The sequence below is a fragment of the Nonomuraea sp. NPDC049141 genome (assembly GCF_040648415.1).
GTDB lineage: Bacteria > Actinomycetota > Actinomycetes > Streptosporangiales > Streptosporangiaceae > Nonomuraea.
On sequence record NZ_JBEZDR010000014.1, the window covers coordinates 154,757 to 177,848 of the forward strand.

Annotated in this window: 23 protein-coding genes; 10 read left to right on the forward strand and 13 right to left on the reverse strand. The window is 68.5% G+C overall.

The window, feature by feature from the left end; genetic code table 11:
- Nucleotides 1–149 precede the first annotated feature (149 nt).
- Both sucD and sucC read right to left on the reverse strand, forming a co-directional pair.
- A complete protein-coding gene (gene sucD, locus AB0B91_RS37525; protein WP_214633327.1) occupies nt 150–1,025 on the reverse strand; it encodes a succinate--CoA ligase subunit alpha in 876 nt (291 codons plus the stop codon).
- Between the two features lie 3 nt (nt 1,026–1,028).
- The gene (gene sucC, locus AB0B91_RS37530) at nt 1,029–2,210 is read right to left on the reverse strand and encodes an ADP-forming succinate--CoA ligase subunit beta (protein WP_358330201.1); all 1,182 of its coding nucleotides are present in this window, start codon (nt 2,208–2,210) and stop codon (nt 1,029–1,031) included.
- A 221-nt stretch (nt 2,211–2,431) separates the two neighbouring features.
- Between sucC and AB0B91_RS37535 the strand changes: the two genes are divergently transcribed.
- Entirely contained in the window at nt 2,432–3,334 is a 903-nt protein-coding gene (locus tag AB0B91_RS37535) for a hypothetical protein (protein WP_358330204.1), read from the forward strand.
- Between the two features lie 157 nt (nt 3,335–3,491).
- Nucleotides 3,492–4,373, forward strand: coding sequence for a hypothetical protein (locus tag AB0B91_RS37540; RefSeq protein ID WP_358330207.1), 882 nt, complete (start codon nt 3,492–3,494; stop codon nt 4,371–4,373).
- Between the two features lie 15 nt (nt 4,374–4,388).
- Here AB0B91_RS37540 and AB0B91_RS37545 read toward each other — a convergent pair whose 3' ends face one another.
- The 4 genes from AB0B91_RS37545 to galE all read right to left on the reverse strand — a co-directional run bounded on the left by AB0B91_RS37545 (nt 4,389) and on the right by galE (nt 6,501).
- Nucleotides 4,389–4,751 (reverse strand): VOC family protein, encoded by a 363-nt coding sequence (locus AB0B91_RS37545; protein ID WP_358330210.1) that lies wholly within the window; start codon nt 4,749–4,751, stop codon nt 4,389–4,391.
- The gene (locus tag AB0B91_RS37550; RefSeq protein WP_358330213.1) at nt 4,748–5,020 is read right to left on the reverse strand and encodes a zinc ribbon domain-containing protein; all 273 of its coding nucleotides are present in this window, start codon (nt 5,018–5,020) and stop codon (nt 4,748–4,750) included. The genes AB0B91_RS37545 and AB0B91_RS37550 overlap by 4 nt, the downstream gene beginning before the upstream one ends.
- Nucleotides 5,007–5,447: a MarR family transcriptional regulator gene (locus AB0B91_RS37555; protein ID WP_358330216.1), complete on the reverse strand. Its 441-nt coding sequence runs from the start codon at nt 5,445–5,447 to the stop codon at nt 5,007–5,009. The genes AB0B91_RS37550 and AB0B91_RS37555 overlap by 14 nt, the downstream gene beginning before the upstream one ends.
- 67 nt (nt 5,448–5,514) lie before the next feature.
- Nucleotides 5,515–6,501: a UDP-glucose 4-epimerase GalE gene (galE, locus tag AB0B91_RS37560; RefSeq protein ID WP_358330218.1), complete on the reverse strand. Its 987-nt coding sequence runs from the start codon at nt 6,499–6,501 to the stop codon at nt 5,515–5,517.
- A gap of 147 nt (nt 6,502–6,648) precedes the next feature.
- Here galE and AB0B91_RS37565 point away from each other — a divergent pair, with 147 nt between their 5' ends.
- A complete protein-coding gene (locus AB0B91_RS37565; protein ID WP_358330221.1) occupies nt 6,649–7,410 on the forward strand; it encodes a hypothetical protein in 762 nt (253 codons plus the stop codon).
- A 297-nt stretch (nt 7,411–7,707) separates the two neighbouring features.
- Entirely contained in the window at nt 7,708–8,556 is an 849-nt protein-coding gene (locus AB0B91_RS37570) for a L,D-transpeptidase (RefSeq protein WP_358330224.1), read from the forward strand.
- On the opposite strand, the gene pcrA is transcribed toward AB0B91_RS37570, so the two are convergent.
- Nucleotides 8,553–10,772 (reverse strand): DNA helicase PcrA, encoded by a 2,220-nt coding sequence (gene pcrA, locus AB0B91_RS37575; RefSeq protein ID WP_358330650.1) that lies wholly within the window; start codon nt 10,770–10,772, stop codon nt 8,553–8,555. The genes AB0B91_RS37570 and pcrA overlap by 4 nt on opposite strands.
- Before the next feature lie 178 nt (nt 10,773–10,950).
- On the opposite strand from pcrA, the gene AB0B91_RS37580 reads away from it, so the two are divergent.
- A complete protein-coding gene (locus tag AB0B91_RS37580; RefSeq protein ID WP_358330226.1) occupies nt 10,951–11,670 on the forward strand; it encodes a PIG-L deacetylase family protein in 720 nt (239 codons plus the stop codon).
- 357 nt (nt 11,671–12,027) lie between these two features.
- Here AB0B91_RS37580 and AB0B91_RS37585 read toward each other — a convergent pair whose 3' ends face one another.
- The 6 genes from AB0B91_RS37585 to AB0B91_RS37610 form a co-directional block, all read right to left on the reverse strand.
- Nucleotides 12,028–12,723, reverse strand: coding sequence for a CPBP family intramembrane glutamic endopeptidase (locus AB0B91_RS37585; protein WP_358330229.1), 696 nt, complete (start codon nt 12,721–12,723; stop codon nt 12,028–12,030).
- Nucleotides 12,724–13,023: 300 nt separating this feature from the next.
- On the reverse strand, nt 13,024–13,281 hold the full coding sequence (locus AB0B91_RS37590) for a WhiB family transcriptional regulator (RefSeq protein ID WP_358038811.1): 258 nt from the start codon (nt 13,279–13,281) through the stop codon (nt 13,024–13,026).
- A 79-nt stretch (nt 13,282–13,360) separates the two neighbouring features.
- Nucleotides 13,361–13,984: a neutral zinc metallopeptidase gene (locus AB0B91_RS37595; RefSeq protein ID WP_358330232.1), complete on the reverse strand. Its 624-nt coding sequence runs from the start codon at nt 13,982–13,984 to the stop codon at nt 13,361–13,363.
- A gap of 17 nt (nt 13,985–14,001) precedes the next feature.
- The gene (locus AB0B91_RS37600) at nt 14,002–15,402 is read right to left on the reverse strand and encodes a glutamate--cysteine ligase (RefSeq protein ID WP_358330235.1); all 1,401 of its coding nucleotides are present in this window, start codon (nt 15,400–15,402) and stop codon (nt 14,002–14,004) included.
- Between the two features lie 136 nt (nt 15,403–15,538).
- On the reverse strand, nt 15,539–16,171 hold the full coding sequence (locus AB0B91_RS37605; RefSeq protein ID WP_358330238.1) for a response regulator transcription factor: 633 nt from the start codon (nt 16,169–16,171) through the stop codon (nt 15,539–15,541).
- Nucleotides 16,168–17,379 carry a PspC domain-containing protein gene (locus AB0B91_RS37610; RefSeq protein WP_358330241.1) on the reverse strand — a complete coding sequence of 404 codons (1,212 nt, stop codon included), beginning with the start codon at nt 17,377–17,379 and terminating at the stop codon, nt 16,168–16,170. Before AB0B91_RS37610 ends, AB0B91_RS37605 begins: the two co-directional genes overlap by 4 nt.
- Nucleotides 17,380–17,492: 113 nt before the next feature.
- Here AB0B91_RS37610 and AB0B91_RS37615 point away from each other — a divergent pair, with 113 nt between their 5' ends.
- From AB0B91_RS37615 to AB0B91_RS37635, 5 genes are all read left to right on the forward strand, one after another.
- Nucleotides 17,493–19,139, forward strand: a complete 1,647-nt coding sequence (locus tag AB0B91_RS37615; protein ID WP_358330244.1) for a PspC domain-containing protein — start codon at nt 17,493–17,495, stop codon at nt 19,137–19,139.
- Nucleotides 19,129–19,332: a hypothetical protein gene (locus tag AB0B91_RS37620; RefSeq protein WP_358330247.1), complete on the forward strand. Its 204-nt coding sequence runs from the start codon at nt 19,129–19,131 to the stop codon at nt 19,330–19,332. The genes AB0B91_RS37615 and AB0B91_RS37620 overlap by 11 nt, the downstream gene beginning before the upstream one ends.
- 71 nt (nt 19,333–19,403) lie before the next feature.
- A complete protein-coding gene (locus AB0B91_RS37625; RefSeq protein WP_358330250.1) occupies nt 19,404–19,886 on the forward strand; it encodes a (2Fe-2S)-binding protein in 483 nt (160 codons plus the stop codon).
- Nucleotides 19,883–22,198 (forward strand): xanthine dehydrogenase family protein molybdopterin-binding subunit, encoded by a 2,316-nt coding sequence (locus tag AB0B91_RS37630; protein WP_358330252.1) that lies wholly within the window; start codon nt 19,883–19,885, stop codon nt 22,196–22,198. Before AB0B91_RS37625 ends, AB0B91_RS37630 begins: the two co-directional genes overlap by 4 nt.
- Nucleotides 22,195–23,049, forward strand: coding sequence for a xanthine dehydrogenase family protein subunit M (locus AB0B91_RS37635; protein WP_358330653.1), 855 nt, complete (start codon nt 22,195–22,197; stop codon nt 23,047–23,049). Before AB0B91_RS37630 ends, AB0B91_RS37635 begins: the two co-directional genes overlap by 4 nt.
- The last annotated feature ends 43 nt before the right edge of the window (nt 23,050–23,092 follow it).

A 23,092-nucleotide genomic window follows, 5' to 3' on the forward strand; every position in this document is an offset into this window, starting at 1 on the left:
CGGGGCCGGGCACCGCTACGAGACGGTGAGACCACCCGCGTGGTCATTCGCCGGCCGTGACGCGGATCAGACGGGCGCGGATCAGGCGGGTGCGGGCAGCAAAACGCCCCGCCACGAACGGGCGGGGCGATGATGCTGAAGCCGGGAAGTCAGCGCGACTGCATGATCTCGCGCATGAGGCGCGCGGTCTCGGACGGGGTCTTGCCGACGCGGACGCCCACCTTTTCGAGGGCCTCCTTCTTCGCCTGAGCGGTGCCGGCGGAGCCCGAGACGATGGCACCGGCGTGGCCCATCGTCTTGCCCTCCGGGGCGGTGAAGCCCGCGACGTAAGCCACCACCGGCTTGGTCACGTGCTGCTCGATGTAGGCGGCGGCCCGCTCCTCGGCGTCGCCGCCGATCTCACCGATCATCACGATCGCGTCGGTGCCCGGGTCCTCCTGGAAGGCCTGGAGCGCGTCGATGTGCGTGGTGCCGATGACCGGGTCACCGCCGATGCCCACCGCGGTCGAGAAGCCGAAGTCGCGCAGCTCGTACATGAGCTGGTACGTCAGCGTGCCCGACTTGGACACCAGGCCGATGCGGCCGGCCGTGGTGATGTCGGCGGGGATGATGCCGGCGTTGGAGGCGCCTGGCGAGGCGATGCCGGGGCAGTTCGGGCCGATGATGCGGGTCTTGTTGCCCTTGGCGATCGCGTACGCCCAGAACTCGGTCGAGTCGTGGACCGGCACGCCCTCGGTGATCACCACGCAGAGCGGGATCTCCGCGTCGATGGCCTCCTTGACGGCGTCCTTGGTGAAGGCCGGGGGCACGAAGGCGACCGACACGTCGGCGCCCGTCTGCTCCATGGCCTCCTTCACCGTGCCGAACACCGGCAGGCCCTCGTGCGTCGTGCCCGCCTTGCGGGCGTTGACGCCACCGACCACGCGGGCGCCGGAGGCCAGCATGCGGCGGGTGTGCTTGGTGCCCTCACCGCCGGTCATGCCCTGAACGATGATCTTGCTGTTCTCGGTCAGCCAGATAGCCATGAGTTACGCACCTACCGCAGCGAGCTCGGCGACCCGCTTGGCCGCGTCGTCCATCGTGTCGACCAGCTCGACCCGCGGGAGTGCGGCGTCGGCCAGGATCTGCCGCCCGAGTAGGGCGTTGTTGCCGTCAAGCCGGACCACCAGCGGGTGGGTCACCGCTTCGCCACGGCTCTCCAGCAGCTTGAAGGCCGAGATGATGCCGTTGGCCACCGCGTCGCAGGAGGTGATGCCGCCGAAGACGTTCACGAAGATCGACTTCACGCTCGGGTCGGAGAGGATGATCTCCAGGCCCGCGGCCATGACCTCGGCCGAGGCGCCGCCGCCGATGTCGAGGAAGTTGGCGGGCGACGGCTTGCCGGGGAGCCCCTCGCCGGCGTAGGCGACCACGTCGAGCGTCGACATGACCAGGCCCGCGCCGTTGCCGATGATGCCCACGTCGCCGTCGAGCTTGACGTAGTTGAGGTCCTTCTCCTTGGCCTTGGCCTCAAGGGGGTCCTCGGCGGCCTTGTCGGCGTACGCCTCGTGCTCCGGCTGGCGGAAGACGGCGTTGTCGTCGAGCGTGACCTTGCCGTCGAGCGCCTTCACCTGGCCGTCCGCCGACAGGATCATCGGGTTGACCTCGACCAGCGTGGCGTCCTCGTCGACGAAGGCGCACCAGAGCTTCTCGATGAGCTCGGCGGCGCCGTCGAGCGCCACCTCGGGCAGCCCGCCCGCGAGCGCGATCTCACGCGCCTTGGCGCGGTCGATGCCGTCCAGCGCGGAGACCGGCACCTTGGCCACCTTTTCGGGCGCGGAGTGCGCGACCTCTTCGATGTCCATGCCGCCGGCGGCGGAGCAGATCGCGAGGAATGTACGGTTCGCGCGGTCGAGCAGGAAGGAGAAGTAGTACTCCTCCGCGATCGCGCTGGCCTCCTCCACGAGCACCTTGTGGACCGTGTGGCCCTTGATGTCCATGCCCAGAATGGCATTGGCCTTCTCAACGGCGTCGGCGGCGTCATCGGCCACCTTCACGCCACCCGCCTTGCCACGACCACCGGTCTTCACCTGGGCCTTGACGACGACGCGGCCGGTCAGCTGCTCCGCCGCCGCCCGCACCTCCTCCACGGTGTGGGCGACGATGCCGCGTGGCACCGGAATGCCGTAGTCAGCGAAGAGCTCCTTCGCCTGATGTTCGAACAGGTCCACGAGGGTCCGTCCTTGCTTATCCGACTGATGTTCGACGCTTGTCCGACTGAATGTTCGACGGCCCGGGCCACCCCGTGCGTGCGTGCCGGGCGTTTCCGCCAGTGAAGCCTAGCCCCAAGCTTGACCTGACCAGGTCATCGGGTCTCGGTTATCCCGTTATGTGACAGTGATCTCACTTCAGCACGATATTTCGGGACATCTGAAGAAGGGCACCCACATCTATGAGGCGATGGATCGCCGGCGCGGTGGCAGTTTCCGCGCTGGCCGTGGCCGGCCCCGCGTTCGCGCAGGCCAAACCGGCGGACCCGGTGGCGGCGCTGAAGAAGCAGTTCGTCGCGGGGCAGGGAGTCAAGCTCACCGAGCACACCAGTATCACGGTCGGCCGTGAGTCCTACACCCGAGCCGACAGACAAGGCGTGATCGGCTTCGACGCCAAGGGCATCGCGGGCGCCGAGAACACCCGTACTCCAATCCTCACCCAGAAGGAGCGGGCGCGACTGGAGAAGATGGCCGCGAAGGACGCCTCCATCTCCGACTCCGTCGACCTGCTCACCGAGCGGATCTATCTGGTCAGCGCCGGCAAGCACGTGTACGTCAACGGCGGTCTTTACAGCACGCTCCTGCCGGAGAACAAGACCTGGATCGGCATGAACGGCAGCCCGTCCTCAGCCGCTTACGGCGACCAGCTCATCAACGTCTTCGAACCGGCGACGCTCAAATACCTCCTGTCGAAGACCAAGACGGTGAGCGGCGCCCAGTATCGCGGTTCGGTCACTTTTGCCGAGCTGTACAAGCTGTCGCCTACGTTCCGCGAGCAGATCGCCACGAAGCCGACGGGTAAGCCGGCTAAAACCGTCATCTCCTGGCGGCTCACACTCGACGCGCAGAAACTGGTCAAGCGACTGGCCATCTCGTGGTCCATGAAGGTCACCAAGAAGGTCACCCTCAGTGCCTCGACCGAAAGCCGATACACCGAGTGGGGCACCGCGGTGAACGTGACCGCGCCGCCCGCCGACCAGGTCGTGGACTTCAAGGAGCTGATGAAGAAGGCTCCAGAACCGCCGGCCGCCATCGACCGGAACTACGTCAGCGTTCCGCCCGATGACGAGGGCAACACCGAATAGTCAGAGATTTCCACAGAAGGGCCCGGACCGCGTCCGGGCCCTTCTGCACGAAAAATCCACATATTTTCCCCTCTGCAGACAATCGTCTGAGATATCGTTGTGATCTTTGTTTGGCAAGATCCTCCCGCTTCCGTAAATCAGAGACGAGGGCATTGATATGAAGCGCATCATCGCGGGGCTGGCTTTAGCGTCAGCCGCCACGCTCATCACGGCCGGACCGGCACAGGCGGCACCGGCCGCTAAGGACCCGGTCGCCGCGGTGAAGAAGCAGTTCGTCGCCGGTAAGGGTGTGAAGTTCACCGAGCGCTCCACCGCCATCGCGGGCAACAGGCGCTTCATCATCACCCGCCGGTCGGGGACCTACCAGTTCAGCAACACGGGCCTCGCCGCGTCGGACATCACCGGCAAGTTCAACATCAAGGCGCTGGCACCGGAACCCACCGATGAGGACGACGCCAAGCTCTACAAGGCCCTGTCCTCGCCAGAGCGGACGATCACGATCGGCAAGACGTCGTACCTGTCCGGCGGCCTCTGGGGCGAAGTGCTGCCCGAGGACAAGACCTGGCTCAAGGCGCCGAACACGCCGTTCACCGGCATGACCGGGATCTACGGCCAGCCGCTCAACCTCACTGAGGCGGCCACGCTCAAGACCCTGTTCAAGGGCGCCAAGGCGGCCAACGGCGGCTACACGGGCAAGATCACCGTGGGCGACCTGCGCAGGGTCTCCCCGTCCTTCCGCGGCAACCTGCTGCTCGGCACGCCCAGCAGCAAGAGCGCGAAGGTCGCCATCTCCTGGAAGCTCACCGTCGACGCCAAGGGCCTGCCTTCCCGGCTGGTCACGACGTTCCCGCTGACCGCGCTGTCCCCGGGCGCGAGCAAGAAGGAGGGCCTCAGCATCGAGACCCTTTACAGCGGCTGGGGCATCGCGGCGAAGATCACGGCGCCGCCGGCCGACCAGGTGACGGACACGCCCAAGTCCGGCACGGAGGATGAGACGATTCCCTCGCTGGACATCCCGTTCAGCCGGATCGTGAAATAACCGAGTATCCAGGCCTCAAGCCTCTCCCGTCGTCAGGCGGGAGAGGCTTGGTCGTTTGGTGTAGTCGGTCAGCCCGATGACGTTCCCCCACGGGTCGGCGACCTCGACCGTCCACCCGGTGAACACCTCGAACGCCTCCCCGCCGACCTCCTTCGCCACCGCGCGGGCGTCGGGCACCTCAAGCCACACCCGCATCGAGCCCGGCCGCCCCTCCCGCACCCGTACGAGCAGCCCGGGGGTCTCGGAACCGATGGCGAACAGCGCCAGCTCCTCCGTCGAGAACTTCTCCCGCAGCCCCAGCACGCCGCCGTAGAACTCCTTGGCCCGCGCCAGGTCGCCCACGCCGACCAGGATGTTGTCCACACCGAGGATGTTCACGGAACGAGCCTCGGGTGCCCCTGCCAGGCGGGCATCGTCCGCATATAGGCCCTGGTGGCCTCCTCCGCCTCGGCCCTGGGCTGGCCGGTGCGCTGCGTCTGCCACTGGACCATGCGCTCGAACCGCTCGTCGAAGTCCTGCAGCGCCCCGTCGGGCTTGCTGCACAACCGGCACCACGTGCTCTCCGGATGTCCGGGCGCGTGATCCTCGGCCGAGTTCATCGGCATCCCGCAGCTCTCACAGCTCGTGTTCTCGTCAGCGGCCATCATGGCCCTCCTGCCTCAGCAGCGCGCGGAGCCCGGCGATGAGCCCCTCGCGTTCCTCCGGTGTCATGTCGCGTACGGCACGCGCCAGCAGATCGTCCGCCAGCACGCGCGGCGAGGCCGTGGCGGCAGCGGCCCGCCCCTCGTCCGTGACCCAGACGAACACCCGCCGCCGATCACGCTCATCCCTGATCCTGGCCACGAGCCCGCGCTCCTCGACCCGGTCGACCAGCTCGGTGGTGGCCGCCTTGGACAGGTGCAGGTGCTCGGCCAGCTCACCGAGCGTCAACGGCCCGGCGTTCATGAGATGACCGAGCACGGCATGCATCCGCGCGGTCAGCCCGGCCGCGACGGGCCGCTTGGACGCCTTGAACCGCCGGTAGACGGCCGGGTAGAGCCGCGCGACCTCACGTGCCGCCTCCGCCTCGTCCATCGTTCCTTTCGCATACGAACAGTTCGTGTACGAATCGTACCGCCGAACGAACCGCTTGGTCCAGAGGTCATTCGGCGAGGCGCGAGTCCCGTAGGGCGGCCCATTCGAGCGAGTGCCTGATCCCGTCCTCGATCGAGTAACGCGGCCGCCACCCCAGCAGCCGGTCCGCGCGATCGCTCCGCGTGTAGGCGCCCGCCACGTCGCCGGGCCGCCGCTCGGTCTCCACCACCTCGACCGGCCGCGCCACCACCCGGTTGAACGCGTCGACCAGCTCCCGGACGGTCGTCCCCGACCCGGTGCCCAGGTTGATGACCGCTTCCGCGTCGGACAGCGCGTCGAACCGCTGCAGAGCGGCCACATGCGCCGCCGCCAGATCCCAGACGTGCACGTAGTCGCGGATCCCGGACCCGTCCCGCGTCGAGTAGTCGGTGCCGGTGATCTCGAACGGCACGCCTTCCTCGTGCGCGCCGATCATCTTGCCCAGCGCATGGCTGGGCCGCCGCAACTGCAGCCCGGTGCGCATCGCCGGATCCGCCCCGATCGGATTGAAGTAACGCAGGGAGAGCACTCTGATCGGCCGCGTCGCCGCGATATCGGCGAACATCGCCTCGCACACCGCCTTGGTCCGCGCGTACGGACTCTGCGGGTCGAGGGCCGACCCCTCGTCGACCGTATGATCGTCCCCGGTCCGGTAAATCGACGCCGACGAGCTGAAAATCATCCGCCGGCACCCGTTGCGCAGCAGGTGATCGACGAACTCCAGGCTCTTGGTGACATTCGCCCGGTAGTAGCCGACCGGATCGGCCACCGAATCCGGCACCACGATCAGCGCCGCGCAATGAACGACCGCCTCGATGCCGGGCTGCTCGGCGAATATCTTGTCGACCAGTGCCCCGTCGGCGATATCACCCTCGTAGAAAGTCCGGCCCTCGGCGAACTCCCGCCGCCCCGTGACCAGGTTGTCGAGAATCACCGGCGTGATCCCCGCGTCCAGGCACGCCGACGCGACCGTGCTCCCGATGAACCCCGCCCCACCTGAAATCAGTACCCGCATCCCGGCACCCTATTGGGTCTCCCACTAAGCCCACCGTCAACCGCGAAGTCCGGCGCCGGTGTCCGGCCGGACGAGTGCCGCTTTCTCGGACAAGTAATGAGGTGCAACCGTGATCATTTGTCGGCAGGATGGCGCCTCATGAAAATCATGATCACCACACTTACGGCCGCCGTCGCCATGCTCATCTCATCCGCCCCCGCCCAGGCGGCGGCCAAGAACCCCGTCGCGGCGTTGAAAGCCCAGCTCGTGGCCGGCCATGGGGTCCGTTTCACGGACACCAGCGCGTTCGTCGGCAGCATCAACAAGGATCCGCTGGTCGTGCGGACCGGCAAGCTCCGGTTCGGCAAGAAGGGGCTCACCGGCTGGGACATCACCGGCAAGTTCTCCAGCCCGCTGTACGACGGGCACAACACCACGCCCGAGCGGACGATCGCGATCGGTGACGTCGCCTGGGCGAGCGGCGGCGTCCTGAGCGAGGACATGCCGAAGGGCAAGACCTGGTTCAAGACGTCCAGCAGGATGAACACCGCCATGAGCAGCTGGTTCGGCCAGGTGGTGAACCCGGCCGAGCCGGCGACGCTCGCGGCCCTGGTGAAGAACGGCAAGCTCAGCGGGTCCACCTACCGCGGCCAGATCACCTTCAGTCAGCTCTTCAAGATCTCCCCCTGGTTCAACGGCTCGATCCCGATGCGGAGCGACACCGAGGCCACCGTCACGTACACCCTCAAGGTCGACGGCAAGGGGCTCCCGAGCCGGTTGACCACCACGTGGCAGGCCACGGACTTCCTGGACGTCTCCTGGTGGGAGGGGAAGGCGGTCACGACCGACACCCGCTACACCGGCTGGGGCACCAAGGTCTCGATCAAGTCCCCGCCCGCGAACCAGGTCACCACCGAGCTCAAGGACTGAGCCGTAAACCCGCACGTCAGGAGGTGTTATGTGATCGTTACAGCCAAGCGTCCACGTACGGCGGGTTTTGGTTGTCTCACTTATGAGACGCCTCATGAGTAGCACATAGTCCTGGAGTAACCCTTGAATCCCCTCCCCCGGATGCTGGCTCTGGTCGCCCTGATCACCACAGTGGCGGCCTGTACCACGGAAGGAACACCTGCCCCGGTGGCTCAGGCCGCCGCGACCCCTGTGCACGCAGCCGGTGCGGCCGCACCGAAGCAGGCTGTACCGAAGCAGGCTGTACCGAGGAGCCCGGTGCAGAAGATCGCGGCGAAGAAGGCCAAGTTGGAGATCGCCGACATCACCCCCGAAGGTGAAGCCAAGGAGAAGGTCGGTGTCGGTTTCCCCATCATCGTGACGTTCGACCGCGAGGTGACCGACCGGGCGGCGGCCGAGACCGTACTGCAGGTGCAGGCGGACCGGCCGGTCGACGGCGCCTGGCGCTGGGTGACCGACCGCAAGGTCGTCTACCGGACCAAGACGTACTGGCGCCCGCACCAGAAGGTTCAGCTCAACGCCCGGCTGAGCCAGATTCCCGGCAACGAGGCCGCCAAGGACGTCAGCCGCCGCTTCGCCGTCGGCTACTCCAACATCTCGGTGGTCAACACCCGTAGCCATGTGATGAAGGTCAGGCGCGACGGCAAGCTGGTCAAGTCGATCCCGATCAGCGCGGGCCGCGGCGGCATGCCCAAGAACGGCGTGGACGTCTATCTGACCACCAGCGGCACCCATCTCACGATGAACAAGAAGCCGCTGGAGACCATGACCTCGGCATGGATGGGCGTCACCGACCCCAAGGACCCTCGCTACTACAAGGAGGAGATCCCGTGGGCGGTGCGCATTTCCGACAGCGGCGAGTACGTGCACCAGAGCGCGGGCTACTACCAGTATCTGGGCCGTTCCAACCAGAGCCACGGCTGCGTCCGCGCCACTCCGGCCGGCGCCAAGTGGTTCTACGGCATCGCCCAGCGCGGTGACGTTGTCAAGATCACCGGCACCAAGCGCAAGCTCGACTGGCGCAACGGCTGGAGCTACTGGCAGCTCAACTGGACCGAGTGGAAGAAGGGCAGCGCCCTCACCAAGGGCACCGTCGCCAAGAGCTAGAGCTTCTCCAGCGGAGCGTAGGCGAGGAGCAGCGTCTTCTCGCCTCCGCTCCCGAAGTCGATCTTGACCTTGGTCTTCTCCGCCACCCCGTCCACCGCGACGACGGTGCCCAGCCCGAACGCGTCGTGCGTGACCCGGTCTCCCGGCGCCAGCGTGGGCACCACGCGGGCGCCCTTCTTCGGCGCCGCCGTCTGGGCGGGCTCGCGCCGGGTCGCCGCGCTCCACGCCGACTTCTCCGGCGGCGTGCGCCAGTCGAGCAGCTGCACCGGCACCTCGCTGACGAACCGCGAGGCCGGGTTGAACGACGGTGAACCCCACGAACTGCGTACCGCGGCCCGGGTGATGTAGAGGCGCTTCTGGGCCCTGGTGATGCCGACGTAGGCCAGCCGGCGCTCCTCCTCCAACTCCTTCGGCTCACCCAGCGAGCGGACGTGCGGGAAGACGCCGTCTTCCATCGCCGTCAGGAAGACGACCGGGAACTCCAGCCCCTTGGCGGTGTGCAGGGTCATCAGCGTGACCACGCCCTGCCCGCCGTCGGCTTCGGGGATCTGGTCGGCGTCGGCCACCAGGGACACCTGCTCCAGGAACTCCACCAGCGTGCCCTCGGGATTGGCCTCCTCGAACTCCGAGGCCACCGAGATGAGCTCGTTGAGGTTTTCCAGCCGGGACTCGTCCTGCGGATCCTCCGAAGCCTCCAGCTCGGCGCGGTAGCCGGTGGCGACCAGGACCTCCTCGGCGAGCGCCGACGGCGGCACGCCCTCGGCCTTGCCGATCAGCTCCTCGATCATCGCGACGAACTCGCGCACCGCGTTGAGCGACCGGGTCGCCATGCCGTACGCCTCGTCGGCCCTGCGCAGCGCGTCCCAGAAGGAGATGCGCTCGCGCGACGAGAGCGCCTCGAGCATCGCCTCGGCCCGGTCGCCGATGCCGCGCTTGGGCACGTTGAGGATGCGGCGCATCGACACCACGTCGGCGGGGTTGGCCAGCACGCGCAGGTAGGCCAGCAGGTCCTTGACCTCCTTGCGCTCGTAGAAGCGCACGCCCCCGACCACCTTGTACGGCAGGCCGGTGCGGATGAAGATCTCCTCGAACACCCGGGAGGCCGCGTTGGTGCGGTAGAAAACGGCGACGTCGCCGGCCTTGACGCCCTCCTCGTCGCTGAGCCGATCGACCTCCTGGGCCACGAACATGGCCTCGTCATGCTCGTTGTCGGCCACATAGCCGACGATCTTGGGACCGTCGCCCTGGTCGGACCAGAGGTTCTTCGGCTTGCGCGACTCGTTGCGGGAGATGACGGCGTTGGCGGCGGCCAGGATGTTCTGGGTGGAGCGGTAGTTCTGTTCCAGCAGGATCGTGCGCGCGTCGGGGTAGTCGCGCTCGAACTCCAGGATGTTGCGGATCGTCGCGCCGCGGAAGGCGTAGATCGACTGGTCGGCGTCGCCGACCACGCACAGCTCCGACTGGTCGGCGCCCGAACGGACCAGCTCGCCGTCGGTCGTGCGCAGGTCGGGGCGGCCCACCAGCTCCCTGATCAGGATGTATTGGGCGTGGTTGGTGTCCTGGTATTCGTCGACGAGCACGTGCCTGAACCGCATCCGGTAGTGCTCGGCGACGTCGGGGAAGAGCTGGAACAGCGTCACCGTGTTCATGATGATGTCGTCGAAGTCCATCGCGCCGGCCTCGGTGAGCTTGCGCTGGTAGCTCTTGTAGGCCTCCGCGAGCACCTTCTCCAGGTGGGAGCCCGCCTTGTCGAGCGCGGTCTCGTAGTCGACCAGCTCGTTCTTGAAGTTGCTCACCTGGGCGGAGAACGACCGCGGCGGGTAGCGCTTCGGATCGAGGTCCATCTCCCTGCACACCATCGCCATCAGCCGCTGCGAGTCGGCCTGGTCGTAGATGGAGAAGCTGGAGGGGAACCCGAGCCGCTTGGCCTCGCGGCGCAGGATGCGCATGCAGGCGCTGTGGAACGTCATCACCCACATCGCCTTGGACCTGGGCCCGACGAGCCGGTCGATGCGCTCCTTCATCTCGCGCGCGGCCTTGTTGGTGAAGGTGATCGCCAGGATCTCGCCCGGATGCACCTCACGCTCGGCGAGCAGGTAGGCGATGCGATGGGTGAGCACCCGCGTCTTTCCTGAACCCGCCCCCGCCACGATCAGCAGCGGACCGCCGTGATGGATCACGGCCTCCCGCTGCTGCGGGTTGAGGCCATCGAGCAAGGGGTGGTCAACAGAGACTTGGGTCGGCACGCACCTAGGTTAAGACTCTCCACCGACAATCGGCGCCCCGACGCCTGGAATCCCCACCTCGCGGGGAACTGCGACCCCATCGACCGGCGTCCGGAATGCCTGCTACGAGCTGCTGGTTGTCGTCAATGGACAATCCGAAAGGGAGAAGATGCTCGCCGACAACGAGATCAACCGGGTACTTGTCGTGACCGCACACCCCGACGACGCCGACTTCGGCGCCGCGGGAACGGTGGCACTCTTCGTCGATCGGGGTGTCGAGGTCACCTATCTGCTGGTCACGGACGGCGACGCGGGCGGCAACGAACGTACGCTCGACAACACCGGCATGGCCGAACTACGCAGGACCGAACAGACGGCGGCCGCCAAGGCGGTGGGCGTCACGGACGTCCGCTTCCTCGGCCACGCGGACGGCACCGTGGTGCCGTCGCTGGCACTGCGCAAGGACATCGCCAGGGTCATCCGCCAGGTACGCCCCGACCTGGTGATCACCCACCACCCCGAGCGCAACTACCAGTTCATCGCCCCCAGTCACCCCGACCACCGCGCGGTCGGCGGCTCCACGCTCGACGCCGTCTACCCCGACGCCCGCAACCCGTACGCCTTCCCCGAGCTGCTCAAGGAAGAAGGCCTGGAGGCCTGGACGGTCCGTGAGGTCTGGCTCAACGGCGGCTCCACACCCAACCACTGGGTGGACATCACGGAGTCCATCGACCGCAAGCTGGCGGCCTTGCAGTCGCACGTCAGCCAGGTGGCCCACGTGGAGGGCTTCGCCGACTTCGTCAAGAGCCGCTTCGCCGCATGGGCCGAACAGGCCGGCTTCGGCGAAGGCCACTACGCGGAGGCCTTCCAAACCGTAACCACGGCCTGACCACCCCCTCTGGGCCGTCCCGCGAGGACCACCTTGCGGGGCCAGCCGACCGGACCGCCCTGACGGGCAGGTCGCCCTGACGAGCGGGTCGTCCAGGCGGGCGGGCGATTCTCGCGGACGGGCCACCCAGGCGGGCGGGGCGTCCAAGCAGGTGGGCCGGCGGTCTGAGCCGCCGCGCTGGGGCGTCCCGAGGGAAGTGGGCTGTCGGAGTGGGTGCCGGGGTTGCCCCTGGACCGTCGCGTCAGGTCGCTCTGCAGCGTCCTAAGGCTCTCTGAGGGCTGGGCTGGGCGGGGAATCGGGGTGGTCGTTGCGGAGGGCGGGAGCTGATGTCCTGGGGCGTTCTTGCGGCGGGCGATCTCATTTGCTGGGTGAAGGCTGTTTTCCGGCTATTCGGGCGAAGAGGTAGCCGAGGGAGTTGGTTGCCAGGTGCAGCATGGTTGGGGCTGTCAGTCCGCCTCGGCGGCGTAGTTCGCAGAAGAAGACGCCTGCTGCGGCCGTCGACATGACGCTGCCCGCCACCACCCGTGCCGTGTCCAGGCGGCCCGGTGTCTCGCCGGCCGTCAGGGCGCCGAGCGCCGGGTTGGCGCGGGCCATGTCGATTGCCGGGAGGATGTGCCACAGCCCGAACAGGGCCGACGACACCGCCGTTGCCATGACGGTTCCGTGGGTGCGGCGGAGTGTGCCGTGCAGGACGCCGCGGAAGCCCACCTCCTCCAGGAGGACCGTGCCCAGGGGCACCTGGACCAGCGCCTCCTCCAGGACGCGTGCGCGCGACAGCGACAGGGCTCGGTCGTCCTGGAACAGCGGGCGGGTGCGCGGCATCGCGACACCGGCCGTGTAGACGGCGGCGACACCCGCCGCCAGGGCGCCGCCGATCGCCGCGCCCCTTCGCCCGTGTTCGAACCCGAGCTCCTGCCACGACACCCCGGACCGCCGCGCCATGGCCACCAGGGCGGCGGTCGCGGCGGCGGAGGTCAGGGGCGCGAGCCGGGGCGCCACCCGGTTGTTCAGGACGTTGGCCACGGCCAGGACGGCGATCGAGCGAAGTAGCACCCCTGCAGGCTACGCCGCCCGTGGGCTTGGGCTGGGCACGAGCACAGACGTGGGCACAGGCGCAGGGATGTCGTGGTTCGGGCCCATCGGAGTCAAGACCATTGCGATCGGATCGACAAACGTCATGATCGGACCGTGACGTCCAGACCGACGCATCCGGACCGACAGGGTCCGGGCCCACACGGATCCGAGCCCACACGGATCCGAGCCCACACGGATCCGAGCCCACGCCATCCGAGCCGACACGATCAGGGCGTGCCCCGTCTACGCGGGCCAGGTCGTGGCTCACGCTGTTCGCGGCTATGTGGCGGCTGGGCTGCGCCACCCTGAGGGGAAGCGGGAGCGGCGGCGTTCCTCCGGGGTCAGGCCGCCCCAGATGCCGTCCGCCTCCCCCGCGCTCAGCGCGTAGGAGCGGCAGTCGGTCAGGACCTGGCACGTGGCGCAGATCGCTTTGGCTCGCGCCTCCTGTGTGGCGGAGGGCGCGAGCGGGAAGAACAGCTCAGGATCGCTGGATCTGCAGGCGCCCCCGCGCAGCCAGCCGATCTCTCCCAATGGCATGGGGCAACGGTATGCCGACGTCATGATCGGCCGCATCATCCTTTGGGTTGACACGCGAGTACATCCCCAGCCGCAGCTCTCAGCAGGCGGCCACGCCGCCTTGGACGCCGTTGGCGAAGGACTGCTGGCGTTGTTCGGCCGTGCCGTGGGCGCTGGGGTTGAGCCAGTCGTCCGTGGGGTCGCCGGCCGCCTCCAGGTTGCGGAACAGTTCGTCCTCGTCCCCCGGTTCCACCCGCAGCGCGCCCGCGTTGACCAGCGAGGCGAGCGTGCCGCCCGCGTAGCAGTCGGCCTGCAGCTCCGCCTGTATGTTCAGCTCGAAGCCGGCCCGCAGCTGCGCCTGCACCGAATGCCCGAACTCATGGGGAATGATCAGGTAGACCGAGCCGTCCCCCATATCGGTCCAGAGCGATTCCATCCAGTCCTGGTCATAGGCGATGAAATGGCCGGCAGGGCAGTAGAAGGCGTTGTTCGGTACGGCGGGCTCGCCGCCGCAGCTCGGTCCGGACGTCCCGGAATAGGGGACAAAATCGGCAATAGGGCGGTAAGTCCGGCCGAGGGTGCTGAACTGCTGCTTCCAGAACGCCTCCGTCAGCTCCCGCGCCGTCCGTACGTCACCCTCGAACGTGTCGGCCCCCGAAGCGTCCAGGGAAGCCGGCCGGGACAGCCCGCACGCGGCCAGCAGGAGCACCAGGACAACGGCCAAGGATCCTCGCACAGGCATCACAGGTCCCAAGTGTGCACCGGTTCGTTGCCATGCATGCGCTCTATGTACTCAAGGGTCATCGCCCGCAGCGCCTCGTGCCGGTCGCCGCCGTGCGCCCGTACGCGTTCCACCTGCCAGGTCGAACCGGTACGTCCGGACAGGCACCGGCCCTCGATGACCCCGAGCAGCCGGTCGGCCACCGGCCGGTCCACGCCCCACTTGCTGAGCCCCTCGTGGGCCATCGGGAGCAGGCGGCGCAGGATCAGCTCCCCGGCGGACACCTCGCCCAGGCCCGGCCAGTAGAGGCGCGCGTCGAGGCCGTGCCTGGCCGCGCTGTTCAGGTTGTCCTCGGCGGCGGCGAACGACATCTGGCTCCAGATCGGCCGTTCGGCATGCGGGAGTACGGCCATCAGCCCGTAGTAGAAGGCGGCGTTGGCCGTGATGTCGACCACGGACGGCCCGGCGGGCAGCACCCGGTTCTCTATGCGCAGGTGCGGGGCGCCGCCGGCCACCGCGTACACCGGCCGGTTCCACCGGTAGACCGTGCCGTTGTGCAGGGTCAGCTCGTGCAGTTGCGGGATGCGGCCCTGTTCCAGCTCGGCCCGCGGGTCCTCCTCCTCGCAGAGCGGCAGCAGCGCCGGGTAGTACTGGACGTTCTCCTCGAACAGGTCGAACACGCTGGTGATCCACCGCTCGCCGAACCAGACGCGCGGCCGTACGCCCTGCGCCTTCAGCTCGGCGGGACGGGTGTCCGTGGCCTGCTCGAACAGCGTGATCCTGGTCTCGCGGTGCAGCTCCTTGCCGAACAGGTACGGCGAGTTCGCGGCGACGGCCACCTGTGCCCCGGCGATGGCCTGGGCGGCGTTCCAGTGCGCGGCGAACTGCTCCGGGCTGACCTGCAGGTGGAGCTGGACGCTGGTGCACGCGGCCTCGGGGGTGATGCTGTCGGCGTGGGTGTCGAGGCGTTCCACGCCCTCGATCGACAGGTGCAGGTCCTCACCGCGCGCGGCGAAGATCTGCTCGTTGAGCAGCCGGTAGCGCGGGTTGGCCGACAGCGTGCCCTCGTGGATCTCCTGCTCGCGCAGCGTGGGCAGGATGCCGATCAGGACCAGGTGGCCGCTCTCGGTCTGGGCGCGCTCCTCGGCGTGGTTGAGCCGGGCCCTGATGTCGTTCTCCAGTCTGAGTGGCCCGTCGCCGCCCAGTTCCTGGGGATCGATGTTGATCTCGATGTTGAACTGGCCCAGCTCGGTGGCCCAGTCGGGCTGCTCGATCGCGGCGAGCACCGCGGCGTTGCACATGGCTGCCTCGCCCGCCGCGTCCACGATGTTGAGCTCGATCTCCAGCCCGGCGAGGGGCCGGTCGGCCTCGAAGCGGGCCTCGCGGAGCATCTGGGCGAAGACATCAAGGCATCGCCGCACCTTTTCCCGATATTTCCGTCGATCGTCTCGGCTGAATACGACTACCGGCACATCCCTGCCCATTCTGGAAATGTCGCATGCCAGAGCCAACTAAGCCAGCACCCCGGCCTTTACATGCCAGAAACGGGCAAAGCCGTTAGACGAGCCGCCTGGCGGTGGCCCAGCGGGACAGCTCGTGCCGGTTGGACAGCTGGAGCTTGCGCAGCACCGACGACACGTGCGTCTCGACCGTCTTGACCGAGATGAACAGCTCCTTGGCGATCTCCTTGTAGGCGTAGCCACGGGCGATCAGCCGGAGCACCTCGCGCTCGCGCTGCGTCAGCGAGTCGAGCTCGGGATCGATGGACGGCGCCTCCGACGAGGCGAACGCGTCGAGCACGAACCCGGCCAGCCGCGGCGAGAAGACCGCGTCGCCGTCGGCCACCCGGCGGATGGCGTCGGTCAGCTCGTTGCCACTGATGTTCTTGGTGACGTAGCCGCGGGCGCCGCCGCGGATGACGCCGATCACGTCCTCGGCCGCGTCGGACACCGACAGCGCCAGGAAACGTACCTGCGAACCGGCGCCGAGCACCCTGCGCAGCACCTCCTGCCCGCCGCCGCCGGGCATGTGCACGTCGAGCAGGACCACGTCAGGGGTGAGCTCGGCGATCGCCTTGACCGCCGTCTCGACGTCCTCGGCCTCGCCGACGACCTGGATGGAGTCGCCCAGCTCGGCCCGTACACCGGAACGGAACAGCCGGTGATCGTCGACGATCAGCACCCTGGTCATTGCTTCTCCACCTTCATCGTCAACATCACTTCTGTCCCCTCACCGGGCGTGGTGCGCAGTCTGGCGGCACCGCCGTGACGTTCCATTCTCCCGATGATGGACTCCCTGATCCCCATTCTGTCGAGAGGCACCGCGTCGAGGTCGAATCCCTTGCCACGATCTCTCACGAAAATCGTGACTTCTTCGCCCTCTACCTCTGCATAGACGGCAATAGAAGGACTTCCAGAGTACTTGGCGGCGTTGACCATCGACTGCCTCGACGCCTTCAGCATGGCGGCGAGCTTGCCGGCCGAGTCGAGGTCGATGTCGCCCACGCAGACCACCTCGATCGGCACGCCGTGCGCGTCCTCCTCTTCCGCGGCGATCCTCCGTACGGCCGCGGCCAGCGTCGCGTCGGCGTCCTGGGCGGGCTGGTAGAGCCAGTTGCGCAGGTCGCGCTCCTGCGCGCGGGCCAGCCTGGTGACCTCGAACGGGTCGTGCGCGACGCGCTGGATCAGCGTGAGCGTGTGCAGAACCGAGTCGTGCACCATGGCCGCGACCTCGGCCCGCTCCTCCGACCTGATGCGTTCGCGCCGCTCCAGCTGCAGTTCCTTCCACAGCCCCGCGAGCCAGGGCGCGGCGATCACCGCCAGCCCGCCGACCACCACGATGGTGAACATCAGGCCGGGCCTGGCCTTGGACAGCTCTCCCTGGGCGGCCAGGAAGCCCGCCGCGCCGATGACGACGAGCACGATGCCGAGCAGCGTGCGCACCCGGTTCTTCCTGATGCTCTTGGTCGCCCCGCTCACCCAGTTCCGGCGGCGTTCGGGATCGGCCTGCTGCCACAGGATGATCGCGCCGATGCCGCCCACAGCGAACGGCAACATGCCGATGCCCCCCTTGGAGGCACCGGTCAGCCAGCTCGCGGCGAACAGCGCAACACCGATCGCGCTGAACGCCGCGAGCTGGCTCCAGTCGCGCTGTGGCGACTGCTGCCCCTCGTACGGCTTGCGGGGCGTGATCATCCAGAGCACCGCGTAGGCCACCACGCCGACTCCGTCAACCACGCTGAGCAGCACGAACATCAACCTGATCACTACCGGATCAAGCTTCAGCTGAGCCGCGAGCCCTTGTGCGACGCCGCCGAGCAGCCGGCCCTCCATGGGGCGCATCATCCGGCGGTACGGCGCTTCGCCACCGGGTTCGGCAAGAGTCTTCTGGTCAGCCATAACATCGCCATCGTCACATGTCGCGTGCGTTGGGGACATCAGGGAACAACCCCCGGGTCGGGTCAGGGGTCTCCCGGATGCAGATCGCCGCCGGGTGGGGCCACGATAGTGACATGACAGAAGCACCGCCGAAGAGACCGGCCGCTCCGCCCAGCGCGCTGCGACGCAGCAGCGAGGGGCGCTTCCTCATGGGAGTCTGCGCCGGGCTCGGTCGGCACACCGGGATCGACCCGGTGGTGTTCCGCGCGGGGTTCGCGGTGCTGCTGTTCGGCTCCGGGGTGGGGCTGTTCCTGTACATCGCGGCGTTCCTGCTGATGAAGGAGCCGAACGGGCGGCCCGGTTACATCGAGCAGTGGACCCGGCGCGACTTCGCCGCCGACACCGTGATGGCGCTGCTCGCGGCGGTGCTCGCGGCCGGGCTCGGCATCAACCTGGCGTCGGTCTGGCTCGGCACCGGCACGCTGGTGGTCGGCATGATGCTGGCCATCGGGCTGCTCGCGGCGCACACCAGCGGCGTGGACCTGCTCGGCCTGGTCCGGTCGATGCCCGAGCGGCTCAACCACCGCCCCCCGCAGGGCGAGCCCGACCCGTTCCTGTACGACTTCTCCCACTCGCCCATCCCGAGCCCCACCGCTCCCCCAGCGGGCTATCCCCGGCCCCGCCCGGCGGCCTCGTACGCACGCGAGCCGGTGACGGAGACCGTGCCGCCCCCCGCCCCCGAGCCGCCGACCGCCCCCGTGCCACCGACCGCCCCGACGCGCGTCAACCCCGTCGCCGCCGAAGCACCGCTCGACGAGCCGGCCGCCGCCCGGGCTGAGCCGTATGAGAAGCCGCACCAGGAGCCGTCTCGGGAACCTTCTCAGCAGGCGCGTCAGGAGCCGTCCGAGGTGCGCCGTCACGAGCCGTCCCAGGAGGCGCCTCACGAGCCGTCCAGGGCGTCGTTCCAGACGTCCGTCGGCGAGACGACGCCGCCCGCCGCGCCGCGTTACCGTACCGACCCGAGGACCGCCGTCACCTACGGCGAGCCGTTCGCGCCGAGGGGCCCCTACCAGCCGCTCGACCCGCGCAGGCGGTCCGGCGGCTACTCACCGTACGACCCCGCCCTGTACGGCCGGCTGGCGCCCCCGCCCCCGCCCCGCCAGAAGCGGCCCAGATCGTTCATCGGCGCCATCACCATGTTGCTGGCCATCATCATTGGAGGGATCGTCGTGGCGGTCCAAACCAGGTCCGCCGCGGGGGTCAGTCCCACCCTGGTCGGCGGCGCCGTACTCGTCACCATCGGCGCCGGGCTGCTCATCGCGGCCTGGTGGGGCCGCGGCGCCGGCCTGGTCGCGATCGGCACCATGGTCGCGCTGCTGATCGGCCTCGGCCTGATGGTCGGAGACCTGCCGCGGAACGTCGGCGACTTCGTCTGGCGGCCGACCACCGTGGCGGAGGCGAGCAAGGTCTACGACGTGGGTGTCGGGGACGGCCGGCTCGATCTGTCTGAGCTCAAGCTCACTCCGGGCACCAGCCTGACGTTCAACGCCAAGGTCTCGATCGGCGAGCTGACGGTGATCGTGCCGCCGACCGCCAGGGTCGAGGTGCACGCCACCAACAAGGTCGGCGACATCAAGGTGGACCAGTCGCTCAGAGGCGGCGTCGACGTCAAGTTCGACAAGGTGCTGGAGCCCGACACGCGCCCGAAGGGCGCCGTCTCGACCATCGTGCTGAACCTGAGGGGCGGCATCGGCGACATGGAGGTGCGGCGTGCAGCGTGAGGTCGACAAGCCGCGCAGGGTGCACAGGACCGACTGGATGGCGCTGCTGAGCGGCACGCTCTTCGTGGTGCTCGGCATCCTGCTCCTGACCCGGGCGATCACGGATCCCCTGGTCCTGGTGTCTCTCGTGATCGTGGGACTGGGCTTCGCGGGGCTCGTGGCGGTCATCGCGCGGGTGATCCGCGGCAAGTAACCCTTGACCGGGAAAAACACGAGCGTACGTTGGGCTGTGTCCGCGTTTCCCGCGCGCCTCAGGGAGGACGTATGCCTCGGATCGCCGTCACTGTCGACGGAGTCAAGTACGAGGAGGAAGTCGAGCCGCGGCTCCTTCTCGTCCATCTGCTACGAGAACGCCTGGGCAAGACCGGCACCCCGATCGGGTGCGACACCAGCAACTGCGGCGCCTGCACCGTGATGCTCGACGGCAAGAGCGTCAAGAGCTGCTCGGTGCTCGCCGTACAGGCTGACGACTGCGACATCGTCACCATCGAGGGCCTGGGCGCCAACGGGTCGATGCACCCGATGCAGCAGGCCTTCCACGAGGAACACGCCCTGCAGTGCGGCTACTGCACACCCGGCATGGTCATGGCCGCGATCGACCTGCTCAGGGAGAATCCGGACCCGTCGGAGGACGCCATCAGAGAGGGCCTGGAAGGCAACCTCTGCCGGTGCACCGGCTACTGCAACATCGTCCGCGCGGTGCGGCGGGGCGCGCAGGAGATGGGCCAGGCGGTGAAGACGCCATGACCGAGGTCGGCAAGGCGAGGAAGCGCAAGGAGGACGCGCGGCTCCTGACCGGGCGCACCCAGTGGACCGACAACCTGCGGCAGCCGGGGATGCTGTACGTCACGTTCCTGCGCAGCCCGATGGCGCACGCGCGGATCATCGGCGTCGACGTCTCGGCGGCGCGCGACCTGCCGGGTGTCGTGGCGGCGTTCAGTGGCCAGGACTTCGCCGCCGAACAGGGCAGTCTGCCGTGCGCCTGGCCGGTGAGCGAGGACATCGTGATCCCCGATCACCCGCCGATGGCCGTGTCGGAGGTGCGTTACGTGGGCGAGGCCGTCGCCTGCGTGGTCGCCACCGACCGCTACCTGGCCGCGGACGCGCTGGAGGCGATCGAGGTCGACTACGAGCCGCTGCCGGCCGTACTCGACATGAACGAGGCGCTCGCCCCGGACAGCCCCAAGGTGCACGAGGCGGGAAACCAGGCGTTCACCGTGAAGATCACCTCGGGTGACGTCGAGGCGGCCTTCAGGGACGCGCCGGTGGTCATCGACCGGACCTACATCCAGCAGCGGTTGATCCCGAGCGCGATGGAGCCGCGGGCGGTGCTCGCGACCACCGACGGCGACTCCTTCACGCTCTGGTCGGCCACGCAGATCCCGCACGTCCTGCGCGTCATGCTCGCCGTGGTGACCGGCATCCCCGAGCACAAGATCCGGGTGATCGCGCCCGACGTCGGCGGCGGGTTCGGCTCCAAGCTGCAGGTCACCGCCGAAGAGGTGCTGTGCCTGCTGCTCACCAAGCGGCTGGGCAAGCCGGTCAAGTGGACGGAGTCCCGCTCCGAGGGCAACCTGACCGTGCACCACGGCCGCGACCAGATCCAGCACCTCAGGCTGGCGGCCGAGGCCGACGGGCGGATCCGCGGGCTCCAGGTGGAGCTGCTGGCCGACATGGGCGCCTACCTGATGCTGGTCACGCCCGGCGTGCCGCTGCTCGGCGCGTCGATGTTCAACGCCATCTACAAGATGGACGCCTACGAGTTCGGCTGCACGGGTGTCTTCACCACGAAGATGCCGACCGACGCCTACCGCGGCGCGGGCCGCCCCGAGGCGACGTACGGCATCGAGCGGATGATGGACGAGCTGGCCGCCGAGCTGCGCCTGGACCCGCTGGAGGTGCGGCGGCGCAACTGGATCAAGCACGAGGAGTTCCCGTTCACCACCATCTCCGGGCTGACCTACGACTCGGGCAACTACGAGGCGGCGACGGACAAGGCGATGGCGCTGTTCGGCTACGACAAGCTGCGCGCCGAACAGGCCGACCGGCGTGACCGGGGCGACCCGGTCCAGCTCGGGATCGGTGTCAGCACGTTCACCGAGATGTGCGGGCTGGCCCCGTCCAGGATGCTCGGCGCGGCCAACTACGGCGCGGGCGGCTGGGAGCACGGCTCGGTGCGCATGCTGCCGACCGGCAAGGTCGAGGTCATCACCGGCAGTTCCCCGCACGGCCAGGGACACGTGACGGCGTGGAGCCAGATCACCTCCGACGCGCTCGGCGTGCCGTTCGAGGACATCACGGTGCTTCACGGCGACACGGCGATCTCGCACAAGGGCATGGACACCTACGGCTCGCGTTCGCTGACCGTCGGCGGCATCGCCGTGCTCAAGGCGTGCGACAAGGTCAGGGACAAGGCCAGGAAGCTCGCCTCGCACATGCTCGAATGCTCGCCCGAGGACCTGGAGTTCGCCGAGGGCGTGTTCAAGGTGAAGGGCACCGACTCCCAGAAGACCATCCAGGAGCTGGCCTACGCCGCGTTCACCGCGCACGACCTGCCCGAGGGCGTCGAGGCGCGGCTCGACTCCGACGCCACCTTCGACCCGGAGAACTACTCCTTCCCGCACGGCACCCACCTGTGCGCGGTGGAGGTGGACACCGAGACCGGCATGGCGAAGATCCGCTCGTACGTGGCGGTCGACGACGTGGGCAAGGTGGTCAACCCGCTGATCGTCGAGGGCCAGATCCACGGCGGCATCGCGCAGGGCATCGCGCAGGCGCTGTACGAGGAGGCCGTCTACGACGCGGAGGGCAACCTGCTCACCACCACGATGGCCGACTATCTGCTGCCGACGGCGATGGACCTGCCGGACTTCGTCACCGACAGGACCGAGACCCCGGCCACCAGCAATCCGCTGGGCGCCAAGGGCGTCGGCGAGGCGGGCACGATCGCCTCGACCCCGGCCGTCGTCAACGCCATCGTCGACGCGCTGCGCCCGCGCGGCGTGCACGACATCCAGATGCCATGTACACCCGAGCGGATCTGGAGGGCGCTGCGATGATCCCGGCCCAGTTCGACTACGTCCGCGCCGGCTCGCTCGGCGAGGCCGTCCAGGAGCTCGCCGCCGACGAGGACGCCAAGGTCCTCGCCGGTGGGCAGTCGCTCCTCCCGCTGCTCCGGCTCCGGCTGGCCTACCCGTCGAAGCTGGTCGACGTGGGCCGCCTGCCCGAGCTGACGGGCGTGCACGACCGTGGCGACCACGTCTTCATCGGCGCGATGGCCACGCACGACGAGGTGATGCGCTCCGGCGTGGTCAACGCCGACTGCCCGCTCGTGGCGCTGGCCACCACGAAGGTCGCCGATCCTGCGGTGCGGCATCGCGGCACGTTCGGCGGCTCGCTGGCGCACTGCGACCCGGCGGGCGACCTGCCCGCGGTGGTCCTGGCGCTGGAGGGCGTCTTCGTGACCAGCTCGCCCGAGGGCGAGCGGGAGATACCCGCCGCCGAGTTCTTCGTCGACTACCTGGAGTCGGCGCTGCGGCCGGGAGAGATCCTGGTCGGGGTGCGGATCCCGAAGCTCGGCGCGGGCTGGGGCTATCACTACGAGAAGTTCCACCGGACCGCGCAGTCGTGGGCCATCGTCGGGGTGGCCGCGGCGGTCAAGCGTTCCAACGGAGTGATCGAGGAGGCGAGGATCGGCCTGACCAACATGGGCCCGACGCCCGTGCGGGCCCACGCGGTCGAGACCGCCCTGCGGGGGATGCCGCTGGGCGATCAGGTACGGCAGGCGTGCGAGGAGGCTGCGGCCGGCACCTCGCCGCCCTCCGACCTGCACGCCCAGCCCGACTATCGGCGGCATCTGGCCAAGGTGCTGACCCATCGCGCGATTCTGAACGCCGCCGGATCCCCCTGACCGGTTCGAGGGGGCACCTCTTCCGGGGTGCCCCCTCTCAGAC